We start from the raw sequence: 15,323 nt of genomic DNA, 5'->3' as shown, positions 1-15,323 counted from the left end.
GGCCCCCGAGATTCGCCGCACAACTGGCGTTGATCGAATGTCTACTGGCCGCTGGTCCACTGTGAGAACTGACCCCTTCGAGTCCTTGGACAACCATAGTGATCAAGCGTGTAGTAGTTGGCGTAGCGGCAACTGCGCTGTTCAGCCTCGGTACCGGTGCGGCGCTTGCCCAGGCGGGTGCGGAAAGCACGGCAGTCGTCACGGCTTTCCCTGCGACGGGTGCGGCCGTTCCGGTCGGCACCGAGGAGGCCCACGCTCAGGCCTCCGTGCCCGGACGGACCGGCGAGGCCAGCACCGCCAACTGGCACTGGGTCAACGGCGGAGCACGCAACACCGTTGTGACTCCGGCGGGCTGGAGCGGCAAGCGCTTCGAGGAATGATATTTCGGGACTGCCCGCTGGTGCCCCTGCACCGGCGGGCATTTGCCGTAGTACGGCGCACCCGTTCACAGCTGGATCGTCGTCCAGAAGTGGTCCATCCAACTCGCTGCTTTTGCGGCCAGATCTACTGGTGCGCCCAAAGCTGCCGCCTATGGGGCTGTGTCTCCATGCGGCAGTCGCATGGTTCCCGACCTTAACGTCCGGTACTGACAATCCCGTCCGGATCGGGAGGCCCGGGGTCCTGGGGCGCGCGTGTTCGATTACTTGGGGTGGATTGTCAGTGGCTCTGTGTATGTTCCTCGACGTCGGCGGTTCCGGGGTCGGAGCGGTCGGCGGTGTCCGGTGCTGGGCTAGTCGGTGGGAGGAACCATGCGGGTGTGGTCGTTGGGTCGTGAGGGCTCCGGGGTTGCGGAGCGTTGTGCGGGGCGTTGTGGGGGCTGCCGGGGTTCCGGGGCCGTCGATGTCTTCGGGCGGTCGCGGGTCCGCCGGCGGGTGCTGCTGCGCGCCGGGCGGCGGGCCGGGGCGGACGGCGGACCGGGTGCTCCCGGCGGGGCCCGGCCGTCCGGTGGTGACCGGCCGCCGGGAGGGCGTGCGGGCGGGGCCGGTGCGCGGGGGCGCCGTGGCGGGCGGGCCCGGGGTGCTCCGCCGCCGCAGCCGGTGGCGGTCGCGGTGGCGGCGGCTGCGTCCGACTTCGCCGGCCTCGCGCGGTACGGGTTGTTCGGCCGGCTCGCCCACCAGGAGTACCTGCGGCGCTCGGAGGAGCAGCTGAGGGTCCTGCACGCGCAGGGCCTGGAGGTGCACCTGCGGGTCCTGGAGGCGGGTGACTACGAGGACTACTGCACGGCGCTCGGCCTCGACCCCCGGACGCCCGCCGCCCGGGTCGCGTACGCGGGCGATCCGGAGCTGGCCGGGGAGCCCTTCGTCTACGCGGGGGAGCGGCTGGCCGAACTGCTCCCGGTCCTGCTGGACGACCACCGGGCGCGGGTGCGGATGTCCGTCGCGGGCGTGGCCCTGCTGGAGGCGGTCGGCGACGACCCGGACGGGCAGCGGCGGCTGGCGGCGGTGATGGGGTACGTGACGTCGGCCTACCTCGCGCTGGCCGAGGGCGCGGGGGAGGGCTGCCACCTGCTGACGCTGCGCTGCCACGGCCCGGAGGACGGTGAGCAGCTCAGCTCGGCGGTGGAGGTCTGCGTGGAGGCGGGCGGCCTCTACCCCGCCGGGCGGGACACCGAGGCGTTCTGCGTGACGCTGGCGGCGGGGGTCGCCGGCGGCGGGGCGGGGGCGCTGCTGCTGCACGGTGATCCGGGTCTCCCGGCGCCCGGGGCCTCGGCCTCGGACGGGCCGTGGGTGCGCGGTTGGGCGCTGGCCGGCGGGCGGTTGCGGCCGATGACGGTGCACGAGGTGTTCGACGAGCTGGCCGACGACGCCGCGCGCGGGCTGCCGTTCCCGCCCGGGGTGGTCCCGCGACCGGGCTTCCCGCTGCCGGGCTTCCCGGAGCCCGCTTCCCCGTCGGAGGAGGGGGGTGGGCCGCTGGGGTGATCAGGGGGTTTCCACCCCTGCCATCCACCATGCGGCGCTGGGGACTGTTCATCGACCGCCTGTTCGGGGAAGATTCGGAGAAGATCAACAGCAGGAGCGTGCGGTGCCCCACGCCGCCGCTCCGGCCGCTCCGCTCCGTACCGTGCTCCGCAGGTCCGTCCCGCGCACTGCCGGTCCGGCGAGCCCGACAGCGAGAGGGGGACGCATGAGCCGGATCGAGTACAGCGCGGAGATCGCCGAGCTGCTCGGCAGGGTGCGCCGGCGTCCCACGGCGGGGTGGCCGTGGCGGCCGGGCGAGCAGGTGCCCGAGGGGCTGCCGGTGAAGCAGTCCTGGGGGTGGCTGTTCGCTCCGGACGGGCGGGTGCTGACCCTGGTCAACCCCAGGGACGGGATCTGCTCGCTCCCCGGCGGCTCGCTGGAACCGGAGGACGCCGGGGATCCGGCCTCCGCGCTGGCCCGGGAGGCGGCCGAGGAGGCCCAGGCCGTGATCGGCCGACCGTACTACCTCGGTTACCTCTACGACCGGGTCGGCTCGGCCAACGGCGGGCACGAGTGTGCGCGGGTCCGGATGGCGGCGGCGCTGCGCGCGGTCGGCCCGAGCGCGGCCGACCCGGCCTCCGGCCGGCACTACCGGCGGCTGCTGGTCGCGCCCGGACTCGCCGTCGAACTGCTCGGCTGGGGCGCGCCCGGGCTGCGCCAGGCCCGGGTGGCGGTCTCCACCGCCGCCCGTCGGCTCGGCGTGCCGGTCGCCGCGAACGAGGCGATCGAGGAGCTGCCGGTGGAGGGCTGCGTGGTCTTCCCCGGCGCCGTCTACCCGGATGCCGTGTGTCCGGACGCCGGTTACCCGGAGGCCGTCCACCCGGATGCGGTGTGCCCTAGCGAGCCTCACCCGGGCCTCGCGTAGCCGGAGGAGGGGCTGCCGGGTGACGGTGCCGTCCGCGTGATCCACGGTCAGGGCTTCGAGCTGGAGCCCGCGTGCGCCGGAGCCCGCGCGCGCTGACGCCCTTGCGTGAGAAGTCGGTTCGCGCGGAGTCGGGTCGTGTCGTGCCGGTTCGTGCCGGTTCGTGCCGCGCTGTGCCGTGGCGAGCCCCGGCGCGACGCGACGCGTCGTACGGCGGGGGTGGCCTGGCGATGGCCGTGCCGTAACGGTGTCCTGGCCGCGCCCTGACTACCAACTGACCACTCGCTGACTTTTTCACCGACCACTGTCTACGCGCGATGACCGACGTCGGTCGGCGTACACCGGCGCTGACCAGCGCCAACTCACGTCCTGTGGCCGATGGTTCACTTCTGCGTTGTCGGACTGCCCGTCAATGTCCTTGGCATGACCGCTTCCCGGTTCACCTACTGCCTGGTATCACTTCTGTGACCCATACCACACCAGGAGGTGCCATGCTCCGTCCAGCGCGCGCCATGTCCGTTGCCGCGATAGCGGCTCTGCTCACTCTGACCACGTTGTTCACCGCTTCATCCGCGAATGCGGCGAGCGTCAACTACGTCGCCCTCGGGGACTCCTACTCCGCCGGTGTCGGTGCCGGCAGCTACCTGAGCGACAGCGGCAACTGCAAGCGAAGCACCAACGCCTACCCGTACCTGTGGAAGAACGCGCACTCGCCGTCGTCCTTCTCGTTCGTCGCGTGTTCCGGCGCCAGAACCGGAGACGTCCTCAGCAACCAGATCTCCGCGCTGAGCTCCAGCACCACGCTGGTCAGCCTGTCGGTCGGCGGCAACGACGCCGGCTTCGCCGACACCATGAAGACCTGCGTGCTGGAGTCGGACAGCACCTGCCTCAGCGCCGTCAGCGCGGCCCAGAACTACGCCCGCAACACCCTGCCCGCCCAGCTGGACAAGGTGTACTCGACGATCCACAGCAAGGCGCCGAACGCCCACGTGGTGGTGCTGGGTTACCCGCACCTCTACAAGATCGGCGGCAGCTGCATCCTCGGCATCAGTGACACCAAGCGTGCCGCGATCAACGGCGCCGCCGACACGCTGGACGAGGTCATCGCCAAGCGGGTCGCCAACGCCGGCTTCAGCTTCGGCGACGTGCGCAGCATCTTCACCGAGCACGAGATCTGCGGCTCGCAGACCACCTGGCTCAACAGCGCCACCCTGCCGGTCGACGAGAGCTACCACCCGAAGGCCGCCGGCCAGTCCGGTGGCTACCTCCCGGTCTTCACCCAGTCGTAACGGCTTCGCGCCGGTAGGCCGTCGCATCGGCAGGCCCGTCACATCGGCAGGCCCGTCACATCGGCAGGCCTGTCACATAGGTGGGACCGTCGCGTCGGTAGGCCGTCGCTCCAGGACGCCGCCGAACCGGCTCGTGGGCCGTCGGCCCCCCTCCCCGAGCGTGGGGAGAGGGGCCGACGGCATTCGTGCGTCTCAGTCCCGGGCCGGACCGGGCCGGAGCGGCGGGAACGGGATCCCGGCGAGCGTCGGGAGCAGTTCCGCTTCCTCGTAGTCGAGGTGCGCCTCCAGCTCGGCCGACATCCGGTCCAACTCGGCCCGGAGCCGGTCCGGTTCGGTGACCTCGATCCCGGCCAGCAGTGCCACCAGCTCCTCCTTGATCCGCCCGATCACCAGGTGCTGTTCGCCCAGCTGTTCCAGCACCCCGGCCAGCTCCGGGTGGTTGCGCGCGAGCGCGGGGAAGATCGCAACGTCCTCGCCGCTGTGGTGGTGCGTCAGCCCCTCGCAGAAGGCGAGGCAGTGCTGGCGCAGTTGGAGCCCGAGGCCGGCCGGGCGGCCCGCGACGTGCGAGTGCGTCTCCTCCCGGACGTGGCGCAGCTGCGCACGCAGCCAGGTGTGGGCCTCCAGCAGCTTGTCGGCGAGGCTGCGCACCTCGCGCGCGGGTGTCTCGGGTCGTTCCAGGACGACCACCGGCAGTTCCCGGTCGGTGTTCGCCTGGTAGTCGCCGTACCCGGGTGCCTGCCGGACGACGGCCGCGAACAGTCGTTCCCGGCGGGCGCCTTCGGCGGGTACGGCGATCACGTCGAACGCCTCGGAGCCGAGTTCGACCCGGACCACCGGTCGGGCGAGCAGGTTGCGGTACCACTGCGGGTGGTCCGGCGCCCCGGCGGCGGAGGCGACGACCAGGAGCAGTCCCTCGGCCCGGACGTACCCGAGCGGCACGGTGTGCGGCTTGCCCGACCTGGCCCCGGCGGTGGTGAGCAGCAGCAGGTCGCCGCCCTCGAACGGGCCGCCGACCCGCCCGCCGTCGGCCCGGAACTCCTCGATGACGCTCTGGTTGAACTGGTTGACATGGTTCGTGGACATGGACATAGGTGTGGGTGAAGTCTCCTGCAGGGGTTGGGAGTCACGGCCACACGCGGTGCACGGGCGCGCACGCGGACACCACGGTGACCGCCTACGTCAGATCAGGGCAGCGGAGAAAGTGCTCATCGCGCATCGTCCCTCGGATAAAGGTGCTCGCTCGGCTGCCGGCCGGCCCACTACTCTGTGGCCGGCGCCGCGCTGCACGCCCCCATTAGAGCCACGCGCGGACGCCCTGTCAACGAGCAAGATCGCCGCCGAAAGATCGCCGACGCGGGATCGCCGATGAAGGGAAGTGAACGCCGTCGTGGAGCGCATCGTCGACCTCGACCACGCTGCCGAGCGGATCGCCGCCCGGGCCGTACGCTGGCGGGCCGCCGGTCTGACGGTCGGCGCGCTCACCTGGCGCGACGCCCTGGCCCCGTGGCCGCAGCCGCTGGAGACGGACCGCGCCCGCGTCACGGACCCGGACTCCGTCGGCGTCCAGGTCGTGGACCCGCTGTCCGGTGGCGAACTGCACGTGGTGCTGTTCCGTGGCGGCTGGGCCGATGTCGAGTACCTCGCCGCCGGCTGGGAGGAGCAGGACGACGCCGAGGGCGGCGTGATCCCGGCCAACGATTTCACCGGCGCCGCCGACTTCGACGAGCGCCTGCGCGGCTGGATGGCGCACGTCTTCGGCTGAGCCCGGCCGCCGGTGGACGGGAGCCCCGCGAGTGGGTGCCCCCGTCGGCGGGCTCCCTGGGGAGCCCGCCGGCGGCGACGCGTCAGCGCAGGTAGTCGACCAGGCCGGCCGGCTTGAGCCCGGCCGCGTCGGCAGCGGCGAGGGCGCGCTGGAGATCGGAGGCGAGGGTGTCGGTCCAGTGCATCAGGACGACGTCGCCCGGCTGCAGCAGGCCCGGGTGCCAGATGTTGGACGCGCCCCAGCTGAAGTCCGCGTCGGCGGTGAGCACGGTGCGGATGCCGCAGTTGGCGGCGGCCTGAAGGGTGTCGGCGTTCCAGGCGAAGTACGGCGGGCGGAAGGCCACCGGTGTGGTGCCGAACTGGCGGGTCAGGGCGTCGCGGGCGTCGCAGATCTCGATCTGCTGCTGCTCCAGCGGCAGTTTGCTGAGGTCGGAGTGGGAGACGCTGTGGTCCTGGATGGAGGAGCCGGGTACGGCCGTGACGCGCCGGAAGAAGTCGGGGTCGGTGCCGGCCGGCATCGGCAGCGGGAATGCGGTGATCGGCAGCCGGTGGTCGGCGATGACTTTCTCCGCCTCGGGGGTGCGCTGCCAGCCGTCGTCGACGGTGAAGAAGACGACCTTGTCGCTGGTGGGCACGGATCCGGCGGCTACGGCCGGGGCGGGTGCGGGGCCGTCCACCCGGACGTCGTCGACCGAGAACGGGCCCTGCTGGTACCAGCCGTGGACGTAGAGCCGGACGCTGTGCGCGTTCGGGCCGGTGGTGAACCGGGTGGTGAGCTGCTGCCAGCCGCCGCCGGTGGTCTCGGTCCAGGCCGGGGCGACGTCCCTGCCGGTGCCGGTGGCGCCCAGGTAGACGAAGGCGCCGCGGACCCAGGCCGAGGCGGTGTAGGCGGTGTTGGGCTGGACGGCCACGGTCTGCGCGCACTCGCCGGTGGAGTCGGCGGTGGCCGGCGTGACGGTGAGCGCGGAGGTGCCGGAGTGCGCGGCGGTGGTGGTGACGGCGGCTTCGGCCGGGCCGCCGGTGCAGTTCCAGCCGGGGACGGCGCCCCAGGCGGAGAGGTCGGGGGCGGGCAGTTCGAAGCCGGGGTTGGTGGCCAGGTTGACGGTCGGGCCGCTCGGGGTGTTCGGGCCGCTCGGGGCGCCGGCTGGGGCGGGCCCGGGGGCGGCGGAGGCCGCCGGGGCGGCGAAGGCGGTGAGCAGCGCGACGGAGGCGGCCAGCGCGGACAGGCGCGCGGACAGGCGCGCAGACGGGCGCGTGGACATCGACACGAGAGGACTCCTGCGTGTGGGGGACACGCCCGTGGGGAGGGCGTGGCGGAATCGGAACCCTGGAACCGGAACCCTGGAACCGGGCCCGTGGGGCGGGCCTCTGGAACCGGGCTCGCGGGACCTGGGTGCTCCCGGAGGGGCGGGAGCGGATGGTGCGCCGCACTCGGACCGAGGAGAAACAATGGACTGGACCAATCAGCCCGTCAAGGGAACGGCCGGTGAACCGAAGCCCACCGCACCTGCCACAAAAGGGACGAGACGATGCGTCAGGGGACGTACAACTCCGCGATGTCATCGGCGTAGTACTCGGCGATCGCCGCCCGGCGCAGCTTCAGGGAGGGTGTCAGCAGCCCCTGGTCCTGGCTGAACTCGCGGGGCAGCAGCCGGAACGCGCGGATCGACTCGGCCCGCGACACCGCCGTGTTCGCCGCCGCCACCGCGCGCTGGACCTCGGTGTGCAGCTGCTCGTCCGCGAGCACCGCCCACGGGTCCAGCTGCTCCAGCCCGTGCGTCTTCAACCAGTGTGCCAGCGCCGCCGGGTCGAGCGTGATCAGCGCGGCCACGTACGGGCGGTCGTCGCCCACCACCAGGCACTGGGAGACCAGTGGGTGCGCGGCCACCCGCTCCTCCAGCGCCGACGGGGCCAGGTTCTTGCCGCTGCTGGTGACGATCAGGTCCTTCTTGCGGCCGGTGATGGTCAGGTAGCCGTCCTCGTCCAGCCGGCCCAGGTCGCCCGTCCCGAACCAGCCGTCGATCAGGGACTCCGCCGTGCACTGCGGGTGGTTGAGGTAGCCGCCGAAGACCGAGCCGCCGCGCACCCAGACCTCGCCGTCGTCGGCGAGGGCCACCGACGAGCCCGGCAGCGGGTGCCCGACCGTGCCCAGCTTCTGCCGCCCGATCGGGTTGGCCGTGATCGCGGCGGACGTCTCGGTCAGCCCGTAGCCCTCGTACAGGTGCAGGCCGGCGCCGGTGAAGAAGAGGCCGAGTTCACGGCGCAGCGCGGAGCCGCCGCACATCACGCTGCGCACCCGGCCGCCGAGTACGGCCCGCAGCCGCTGGTAGACGGTCCGCTCGTAGGCGAGGTGGCGCAGCCGCAGCTTGGGGCTGGGCCCGGGCCCGCGCCCGAACGCCTTCTGCTCCCGGGCGGCGGCCCAGTCGACGGCCACCTGCCGGGCCTGTTCGAAGAGTTCGCCGCGCCCGGCGTCCTCGGCGGCCCGCCGGGCCTGCTGGAAGATCTTCTCGAAGACGTACGGGACGACGTGCAGGAAGGTCGGCCGGAAGGACTCCATCGCGGGCAGCAGGGCGTCGGTGGAGACCTCGGGGACGTGCCCGATCCGGAAGCCGCCGCGGATCGCCGCGACCTGCACGGCCCGTCCGTAGACGTGTGCCAGCGGCAGGAACAGCAGGGTGGACGGCTGTCCGCCGCCGGTGTCGTGGAAGGCCTCCCGCCAGCCGCCGAGCAGCGCGTCGGCCTCGGCGGCCAGGTTGGCGTGGGTGATCAGGCAGCCCTTGGGGCGGCCGGTGGTGCCCGAGGTGTAGACGACCGTGGCGACGTTCCCGGCCGTGACGCCGAGCCGCTGGCGGTGGACGAGCGAGTCGGGCACGTCACGGCCGTCCTCGGTGATCGCGGCGACGCAGTCGCGGTCCAGCTGCCAGATGCCGGTGAGGTCGGGCAGCGCGTCGCAGACCGCGCCGACCGTCATCGCGGCGTCCTCGTCCTCGACCAGGCAGGCCACGGCCTGGGTCTCGGCGAGGATCCAGCGCACCTGCTCGGCCGCCGCCGTGGGGTAGACCGGGACGGTGATCGCGCCGATCGACCAGAGCGCGTAGTCGAACAGCGTCCACTCGTAGCGGGTGCGGGACATCAGGGCGACCCGGTCGCCGTAGCGCACGCCCCGGGTGAGCAGGCCCTTGGCGAGGGCGAGCACCTCGTCGCGGAACTCCCGCGCGGTGACGCCCCGCCACTCGTCCCGCCACTCGTCCCGGTGCCCGAACCGGTGCCCGTCCCGGTGCTCGGCGGGGTCGGCGGGGCCCGGCGGGCCGACGCGGCGGGCCAGCTGCACCAGGTCCGGTGTGCGTTCGGCGGTGTCGTACAGCGAGTCGGCGAGTCCACCGGTGGCCTCGGGCCCGGCCACGGCGGGGGTGGTGAACTCGCGCACATTCCCCCCGTTGGCGTCTCGCGGCGGCACTGCCCGCGCCGGTGCCGGAACCGGTGTCGGCGCCGGAGGCCGTGGCGGCGGTGCCGGGCCGCGCAGGTGGAGCGAAACTATCGGATCGGCCTGTCACTGCCCAGGGTTGTGACCGTGACGCGACGAGATCGGCACCGGTCCCTGCGGAAGGTGTCGCCGCCGAGGAGGAACCGCGTGCGTTCGGTGACCGGGCAAACCGGGCGGCGGTGGATGATCCGGACGCGAGCCCGCAGTGACCGGGAGTCGATCCTGACGTGTGCGGGGCAAGCCGGGGAAGTGGACTGGTACGACCCTCGAACGAGTGGTCAGGGCGTAGTAGGCTCTCGCAGACCTGCGACCGGGGGCCTCCCGGCCAGGCCCGATCCGACGACGCACCATCCACGCCGACCAGCCCCGAAGCCGATTCCCGAAGCCCGCACCCGAACTCTTTCCGAAGCCCTTTCCCAAGCCTTTTCCGGCCGAGCCCCGCGGCTCCTCCGAACCGCTCCCCGTCCGCGCCTGGCACTTCCCGACCGAGGACTCCATGCGTCTGCGCAGCAGCTCGATCCGCGCGAAGATCATCGCGCTGCTCCTGGTGCCCATCGTCGCACTCACCGCGCTGTGGGTGTACGCGACCTTCGCCACCACCGGAGACGTCTGGGGCCAGCTGGAGATCAGCCGTACGTACAAGGAGTTCGGGACCCCGGTCGACCGGTACGCCGACGATCTGCAGAACGAGCGTCGCGCGGCCGTCCAGCGACTGGCCGTCCCGAACTCGCAGGTCGCCACGGACGCCTACGAACACGCCAAGGCCGCCACCGACCGCAGCCTCGACGTCCTGCGGCAGAAGAAGGACCACGCGGGCGGCAAGCTCTCCAGCTCCCAGCGCGGCCGCTTCCTGCAGATCATCGCCGCCGCCGACCAGATCGGACCGCTGCGCGCGCAGGTCGGCCGCTCCGCGCTCAACTGGGAGTTCGCGCTGGGGCAGTACAGCGACCTGGTCAAGCCGGTGTTCGGCTTCCGGTCCGCCTACGTCGCCCGGCAGACCGGCCAACTCCCGCGGCAGGGGACCATCCTGATCGAGCTGGTGCGCGCCCGCGAGTACCTCGCGCAGGAGGACGCGGCGATGGAGGGCCTGCGCGGCGGGGCGGCCAAGCCCACCGCCGAGCAGTACCAGGTCGCCCTGGACGCCCTGCACAACCAGCAGGCCCTGTTCACCGTCTACATCGCCGAACTCGAACCCGCGGACCAGTCCGACTACATCGCCCTGCGCGGCGGCGAGGCCTGGGCCGCGCTGGCCCGCGCCGAAGCGGACTTCGTCGGCGCCGGCGGCCCCGAGCGGGTCGCCCAGGCGATCAACGGCGACTCCTGGCGGGAGACCGCCGACCGGGCGCTCGGCGACCTCACCTCGATCAACACCCGGATCGCCAACGGGATCGGCGAGCGCGAACGGTCCGCCGCGATCGGGCTGCTCTGGCGCGGCGGCATCGCCGGTGCGATCGGCCTGGTCGCGGTCGTCCTGTCGGTGCTGATCTCCTTCCGGATCGGGCGCGGCCTCGCCCGCGAACTGATCGGACTGCGCAACGCTGCCAACGAACTGGCCGGCGCCCGGCTGCCCTCCGTCATGCTGCGGCTGCGCCGCGGCGAGGCGGTGGACGTCGCGGCCGAGGCACCCGAACTGCGCTTCGGGGCGGCCGAGATAGGCCAGGTCGGCCAGGCCTTCAACGCCGTCCAGCGGGCCGCCGTCGAGGCCGCCGTCGAACAGGCCGAACTGCGGCGCGGCGTCTCGGCGGTGTTCGTCAACCTGGCCCGGCGCAGCCAGGTGCTGCTGCACCGCCAGCTCACCCTGCTCGACACCATGGAGCGCCGCACCGAGAACCCGACCGAGCTGGCCGACCTCTTCAAGGTCGACCACCTCACCACGCGCATGCGGCGGCACGCCGAGGGCCTGATCATCCTCGCCGGCGGCTCGCCCGGGCGCGCCTGGCGCAAGCCCGTCCGGATGGTGGACGTGGTCCGCGCGGCGGTCGGCGAGGTCGAGGACTACGCCCGGGTGATCGTCCGGCCGTTCCCCGGCACCGGCCTGCTCGGCAGCGCCGTCGCGGACGTCACCCACCTGATCGCCGAACTCGTCGAGAACGCCGCGGTGTTCTCCCCGCCGACCACCCAAGTCACCGTCCAGGGTGAGGTGGTGGCGCACGGATTCGCGCTGGAGATCGACGACCGCGGGCTCGGGCTGAGTGATCAACTCCTCGCCGAAACCAACGAACGCCTCGCCGTGGAGCAGGAGTTCGACCTCGCCGACACCGACCGGCTGGGCCTGTTCGTGGTCAGCCGGCTGGCCCGGCGGCACGGCATCCGGGTCCACCTGCGCCCGTCCCCGTACGGCGGGACGACGGCGGTCGTGCTGATCCCGCGCGAACTGCTCGCCGAGGCGCCGGACGGCCTGCCCGAACCGCCGCCCACCGGACAGCGCTCCGCCCCGGTCCGGCGCGGACAGCGCGACCTGGTCGCCGTGCCCGCGCTCGGTGGTGGCGGTGGTGGCGGCGGTGCGGCGGAGGGCGCGGCTCGGGCCGCTGCCGGCTCTGCCGTCGGTGTCGGTGCCGGTGCCGGTGCCGGGTCTGCGGCCGGTTCCGTCGCGGGGGAGGACGAGCGGAACCGGGGCAGCGGCGGTCCACGGCCGTCCACGCCCGAGCCGGCCCGGACACCGGGCGGGCTGCCGCGACGGGCCTCGCGGACCAAGAGCGGGCCGGTGCTGGTGCCCGCGCCGCCCAGGGACGCCGAGGACGGTGCGGGGACGGGGCGCCACCGTCGGGACGGGCCGACCACGGCCGCTCCCGTCGTCGACGGGCCCGCGGACCTGCCGTTGGTCGCAGGCCCGCGGACCGAGGGCGGGCTGCCCCGGCGGGTCCGGCAGGCGAACCTCGCGCCGCAGCTCAAGGAGCAGCTGAAGGAGCGCCTCCGGGAACGGGCCGACAACGGGCCCGAGGACGAGGCCGCCCTCGCCGCCCGACGGGCCCGGGAGGCCCAGGAGGCCGAGCGGGCGCGTGAGCGCTCGCCCGAGGAGGCGCGGGCCACCTTCGCCTCGTTCCAGCGCGGCTTCACCCGAGGGCGCGGCGCCGCCACGCCCAGGTCGGCCCCGTCGAGTGCCCGGCCCGCCGCCGTACCCGCCTGGCAGCCGCCGGACCCCGCCCGGCGGGCGATCAGTCCGGCACCCGCCCCGGCGGCGCTGTCCGCGCCGCCGGACGGTGCGCGGGCACCGCTCGCCCGTCGGGTGCCGGCCGGCTCGCCCGTCCGGCGGAACCCGGCAAACCCTGCACCATCGGCAACACCTGCACCATCGACAACACCCGTACCAACAGCACCACCTGCACCATCGACAACACCCGTACCAACAGCACCACCTGCACCACCCGCTCCATCGGAAGGAACTGATTCATGACCACTTCGACGCAGCCGTCCGGGGACCTCAACTGGCTCCTGGACGACCTGGTGGGGCGCGTCGCGGCCCTGCGGCACGCCGTGATCCTCTCCAGCGACGGCCTGGCCACCGGAGCCTCCCGCGACCTCGACCGCGAGGACGCCGAGCACCTGGCGGCCGTCGCGGCCGGATTCCACAGCCTGGCCAAGGGCGCCGGCGGGCACTTCAAGGTCGGCGGAGTCCGCCAGACCATGGTGGAACTGGACGAGGCGTTCCTGTTCATCACGGCGGCCGGTGACGGCAGCTGCCTGGCCGTGCTGAGCGAGGCCGAGGCCGACATCGGCCAGATCGCCTACGAGATGGCGCTGCTGGTCAAGCGGGTCGGCGAGCACCTGGCCGCCGAGCCGCGCACCGAAGCCGCGCCGCCGGGGAGATGAGCGGTCCGATGGCGGATCCGAAGGCTGAGGCGGCGGGGCCGCCCGAGTCGTCCGGCTCGGGCGGCTCGGACGTGTCGGCCGGGGCGGTGGTGGAGCAGGTGGGCCAGGACGGGGCCGAGTCCGACCTGCTCCACCCGCGTGCCCCTGCCGACGACCGTTGGTTCGACGACGAGGCCGGCCCGGTCGTGCGGCTCTACTCGATGACCCGCGGCCGCACCCGGCCGGTCGAGGACGGCCTGTTCGACCTGATTTCGCTGATCACCGCCGCCGAGCCCGGACCGAACGCGGGGGCCGTGCCCGCGCACGTCCTCGACCCGGAGCACCAGACCCTCCTCGCCTGGTGCCGCCGCGAGCCGCTGTCCGTCGCCGAACTCGGCTCCTACACCGACCTGCCGGTCAGCGTCGTCCGGGTGCTGCTCGGCGACCTCTACGACGCCGAGCTGATCAGCGTCACCCGACCCGTTCCGCTCGCCGAGCTGCCGGACGAGCGCCTGCTGCGAGACGTGATCAATGGACTCCGTGCGCTCTGACCACGACGGCCGCGCCGCTGCCGGCGGCACCTCTGCCGGCAGTACCCCTGGTGGCGGCACCCCCGGCGGCCACGGCTCCGGCGGTCGCGCCAACGACCCGCGCTGGCGCGGCGGCCCGGCCGTCGCGGTGAAGATCCTCGTCGCGGGCGGCTTCGGCGCGGGCAAGACCACGCTGGTCGGCTCGGTGAGCGAGATCCGGCCGCTGCGCACCGAGGAGGAGCTCAGCGAACTGGGCCGCCCGGTGGACGACACCTCGGGCGTGGAGGCGAAGCGCACCACCACCGTGGCGATGGACTTCGGCCGGATCGACCTGCGGCCCGGACTCGCGCTGTACCTGTTCGGCACGCCCGGGCAGGACCGGTTCTGGTTCGTCTGGGACGAGTTGGCCCGCGGCGCGCTCGGCGCACTGGTGCTCGCGGACACCCGGCGGCTGGCCGACTGCTTCCCGTCGGTCGACTTCTTCGAGCAGCGCGGCATCCCGTTCGTGGTCGCGGTGAACTGCTTCGACGGCACCGAGCGGTTCTCCCCGGACGAGGTCCGCGACGCGCTCGACCTCGACCCGGACATTCCCGTGCTGCTGTGTGACGCCCGCCTGCGGGAGGACGGGAAGGAACTCCTGGTCGCGCTCGTCGAGCACGCCGCCGCCCGTCGCCACCGCGGCGCCCCGGCCCGAATCTGACGCCGCCACACCCCGGGCCGGGCGCTGCCGTGACCCGGTCTGACGACACCGCGTCCGGGTCTGACGCCTCCGCGCCCCCGGTCTGACGACACCGCGCCCCCGGTCTGACGCCGCCGCACCATCGGTCCGGCACTGCACCCGCACAGAGGCTTCACAGAGCCTCCGAGCCTCCCGACGTCTCATTCGGTTGTCCGCATCCCGGACGTTCGGTGTGCCGAAGGTTGCCTAGACCGGCCCGGCGTGGAAGGCTCTGGGCACGAAAGCCGCCCGGCCATGCCGTCGGGAGGGCCGGAAACGTTCCGTTCACGAAGGCGCGCATCGACGACGACGCGCCGTCGTGCAGAGCAAGGGGGAGGGCAGCAGGATGACCGTCGGCCAGCAACGCGCCACGACCGATCCCGCCCCCGTCACGCCGGTGCTCACCGTCCGTCGCTACATCGACCAGGCGCTGATCTGCAGCGCCTGTTGTCGGTGACCGGCCGGCCCCTTCCCGGTACGTCCCCGACGCTCCCGGCCCACCCGGCCGCCGTCTGACGCACCGCCAATCCCGTCGACCAGGCCGTAGCGGACCCGCCTCATCCGGCGTGCCCGCGACCGCCGATCCGGCCCCGCCTCGCGGAGAGACCACCAGTGAACATCGCCTGCACCAGCCCCGCCCCCGGCATCGCCGGCCGTCCCCGCTCGACCGGGGCGGCCTCCGCGATGTGCGCGGGTGGACCGGCCAGGCGGTGGAACGGGCGCGCGAACCGCGCCGGGGACAGCCACCAGGGTCGCCTCGACCTTGAGCCGTTCTGGCCGTCCCGGCAGCCGCACCTGTTCGATCAGACGTGTCCGGGCTCGCCCGGCGCGTCCCGGCCCTCCGCAGGCTGATTCCGGATCAGCCCGGCAGTACGCCCGGTCGACGCGCAGACGACTCCACCCCGTCCGTCACGCGCGAAATGAGCGGCACA

Annotated in this window: 12 protein-coding genes; 9 read left to right on the top strand and 3 right to left on the bottom strand. The window is 73.2% G+C overall.

The annotated features are described in order from the left end of the window. Window positions 1–98: 98 nt before the first annotated feature. The 4 genes from ACFWPT_RS04460 to ACFWPT_RS04445 all read left to right on the top strand — a co-directional run bounded on the left by ACFWPT_RS04460 (window position 99) and on the right by ACFWPT_RS04445 (window position 4,109). Window positions 99–380, top strand: a complete 282-nt coding sequence (locus ACFWPT_RS04460; protein ID WP_380479507.1) for a hypothetical protein — start codon at window positions 99–101, stop codon at window positions 378–380. A 669-nt stretch (window positions 381–1,049) separates the two neighbouring features. Continuing rightward, entirely contained in the window at window positions 1,050–1,919 is an 870-nt protein-coding gene (locus ACFWPT_RS04455) for a hypothetical protein (protein WP_380376915.1), read from the top strand. Window positions 1,920–2,124: 205 nt separating this feature from the next. Then, window positions 2,125–2,823: a hypothetical protein gene (locus ACFWPT_RS04450; protein WP_380479505.1), complete on the top strand. Its 699-nt coding sequence runs from the start codon at window positions 2,125–2,127 to the stop codon at window positions 2,821–2,823. A 488-nt stretch (window positions 2,824–3,311) separates the two neighbouring features. Then, complete coding sequence (locus ACFWPT_RS04445) at window positions 3,312–4,109, top strand: SGNH/GDSL hydrolase family protein (RefSeq protein ID WP_371520625.1); 798 nt, start codon at window positions 3,312–3,314, stop codon at window positions 4,107–4,109. A 192-nt stretch (window positions 4,110–4,301) separates the two neighbouring features. Here ACFWPT_RS04445 and ACFWPT_RS04440 read toward each other — a convergent pair whose 3' ends face one another. Beyond that, complete coding sequence (locus ACFWPT_RS04440) at window positions 4,302–5,192, bottom strand: nitroreductase/quinone reductase family protein (protein WP_380479502.1); 891 nt, start codon at window positions 5,190–5,192, stop codon at window positions 4,302–4,304. A 292-nt stretch (window positions 5,193–5,484) separates the two neighbouring features. Here ACFWPT_RS04440 and ACFWPT_RS04435 point away from each other — a divergent pair, with 292 nt between their 5' ends. Continuing rightward, window positions 5,485–5,871 carry a hypothetical protein gene (locus ACFWPT_RS04435; protein ID WP_244293498.1) on the top strand — a complete coding sequence of 129 codons (387 nt, stop codon included), beginning with the start codon at window positions 5,485–5,487 and terminating at the stop codon, window positions 5,869–5,871. Between the two features lie 82 nt (window positions 5,872–5,953). Here ACFWPT_RS04435 and ACFWPT_RS04430 read toward each other — a convergent pair whose 3' ends face one another. Next, window positions 5,954–7,132, bottom strand: a complete 1,179-nt coding sequence (locus ACFWPT_RS04430; protein ID WP_380479552.1) for a polysaccharide deacetylase family protein — start codon at window positions 7,130–7,132, stop codon at window positions 5,954–5,956. 272 nt (window positions 7,133–7,404) lie between these two features. Further along, the gene (locus tag ACFWPT_RS04425; protein WP_380479499.1) at window positions 7,405–9,297 is read right to left on the bottom strand and encodes an AMP-dependent synthetase/ligase; all 1,893 of its coding nucleotides are present in this window, start codon (window positions 9,295–9,297) and stop codon (window positions 7,405–7,407) included. A gap of 553 nt (window positions 9,298–9,850) precedes the next feature. Between ACFWPT_RS04425 and ACFWPT_RS04420 the strand changes: the two genes are divergently transcribed. The 4 genes from ACFWPT_RS04420 to ACFWPT_RS04405 all read left to right on the top strand — a co-directional run bounded on the left by ACFWPT_RS04420 (window position 9,851) and on the right by ACFWPT_RS04405 (window position 14,373). Then, window positions 9,851–12,748 carry a nitrate- and nitrite sensing domain-containing protein gene (locus ACFWPT_RS04420; protein WP_380479497.1) on the top strand — a complete coding sequence of 966 codons (2,898 nt, stop codon included), beginning with the start codon at window positions 9,851–9,853 and terminating at the stop codon, window positions 12,746–12,748. Next, window positions 12,745–13,164 carry a roadblock/LC7 domain-containing protein gene (locus ACFWPT_RS04415; protein WP_063349983.1) on the top strand — a complete coding sequence of 140 codons (420 nt, stop codon included), beginning with the start codon at window positions 12,745–12,747 and terminating at the stop codon, window positions 13,162–13,164. Before ACFWPT_RS04420 ends, ACFWPT_RS04415 begins: the two co-directional genes overlap by 4 nt. An 8-nt stretch (window positions 13,165–13,172) precedes the next feature. Further along, window positions 13,173–13,694: a DUF742 domain-containing protein gene (locus ACFWPT_RS04410; RefSeq protein ID WP_380479495.1), complete on the top strand. Its 522-nt coding sequence runs from the start codon at window positions 13,173–13,175 to the stop codon at window positions 13,692–13,694. A 127-nt stretch (window positions 13,695–13,821) separates the two neighbouring features. Continuing rightward, window positions 13,822–14,373 carry an ATP/GTP-binding protein gene (locus tag ACFWPT_RS04405; protein WP_380479550.1) on the top strand — a complete coding sequence of 184 codons (552 nt, stop codon included), beginning with the start codon at window positions 13,822–13,824 and terminating at the stop codon, window positions 14,371–14,373. Window positions 14,374–15,323 lie beyond the last annotated feature (950 nt).

Source organism: Kitasatospora sp. NPDC058478, from assembly GCF_042720345.1.
GTDB lineage: Bacteria > Actinomycetota > Actinomycetes > Streptomycetales > Streptomycetaceae > Kitasatospora.
This window is presented reverse-complemented; position numbering and strand designations above follow the sequence as displayed.

Bases quoted from the DNA above. Each gene is read 5' to 3' on its own strand.
- ACFWPT_RS04450 (WP_380479505.1), top strand. From the start codon at position 2,125: ATGAGCCGGATCGAGTACAGCGCGGAGATCGCCGAGCTGCTCGGCAGG.
- ACFWPT_RS04445 (WP_371520625.1), top strand. From the start codon at position 3,312: ATGCTCCGTCCAGCGCGCGCCATGTCCGTTGCCGCGATAGCGGCTCTG.
- ACFWPT_RS04440 (WP_380479502.1), bottom strand. From the start codon at position 5,192: ATGTCCACGAACCATGTCAACCAGTTCAACCAGAGCGTCATCGAGGAG.
- ACFWPT_RS04430 (WP_380479552.1), bottom strand. From the start codon at position 7,132: ATGTCCACGCGCCCGTCTGCGCGCCTGTCCGCGCGCCTGTCCGCGCTG.
- ACFWPT_RS04420 (WP_380479497.1), top strand. From the start codon at position 9,851: ATGCGTCTGCGCAGCAGCTCGATCCGCGCGAAGATCATCGCGCTGCTC.
- ACFWPT_RS04415 (WP_063349983.1), top strand. From the start codon at position 12,745: ATGACCACTTCGACGCAGCCGTCCGGGGACCTCAACTGGCTCCTGGAC.
- ACFWPT_RS04410 (WP_380479495.1), top strand. From the start codon at position 13,173: ATGGCGGATCCGAAGGCTGAGGCGGCGGGGCCGCCCGAGTCGTCCGGC.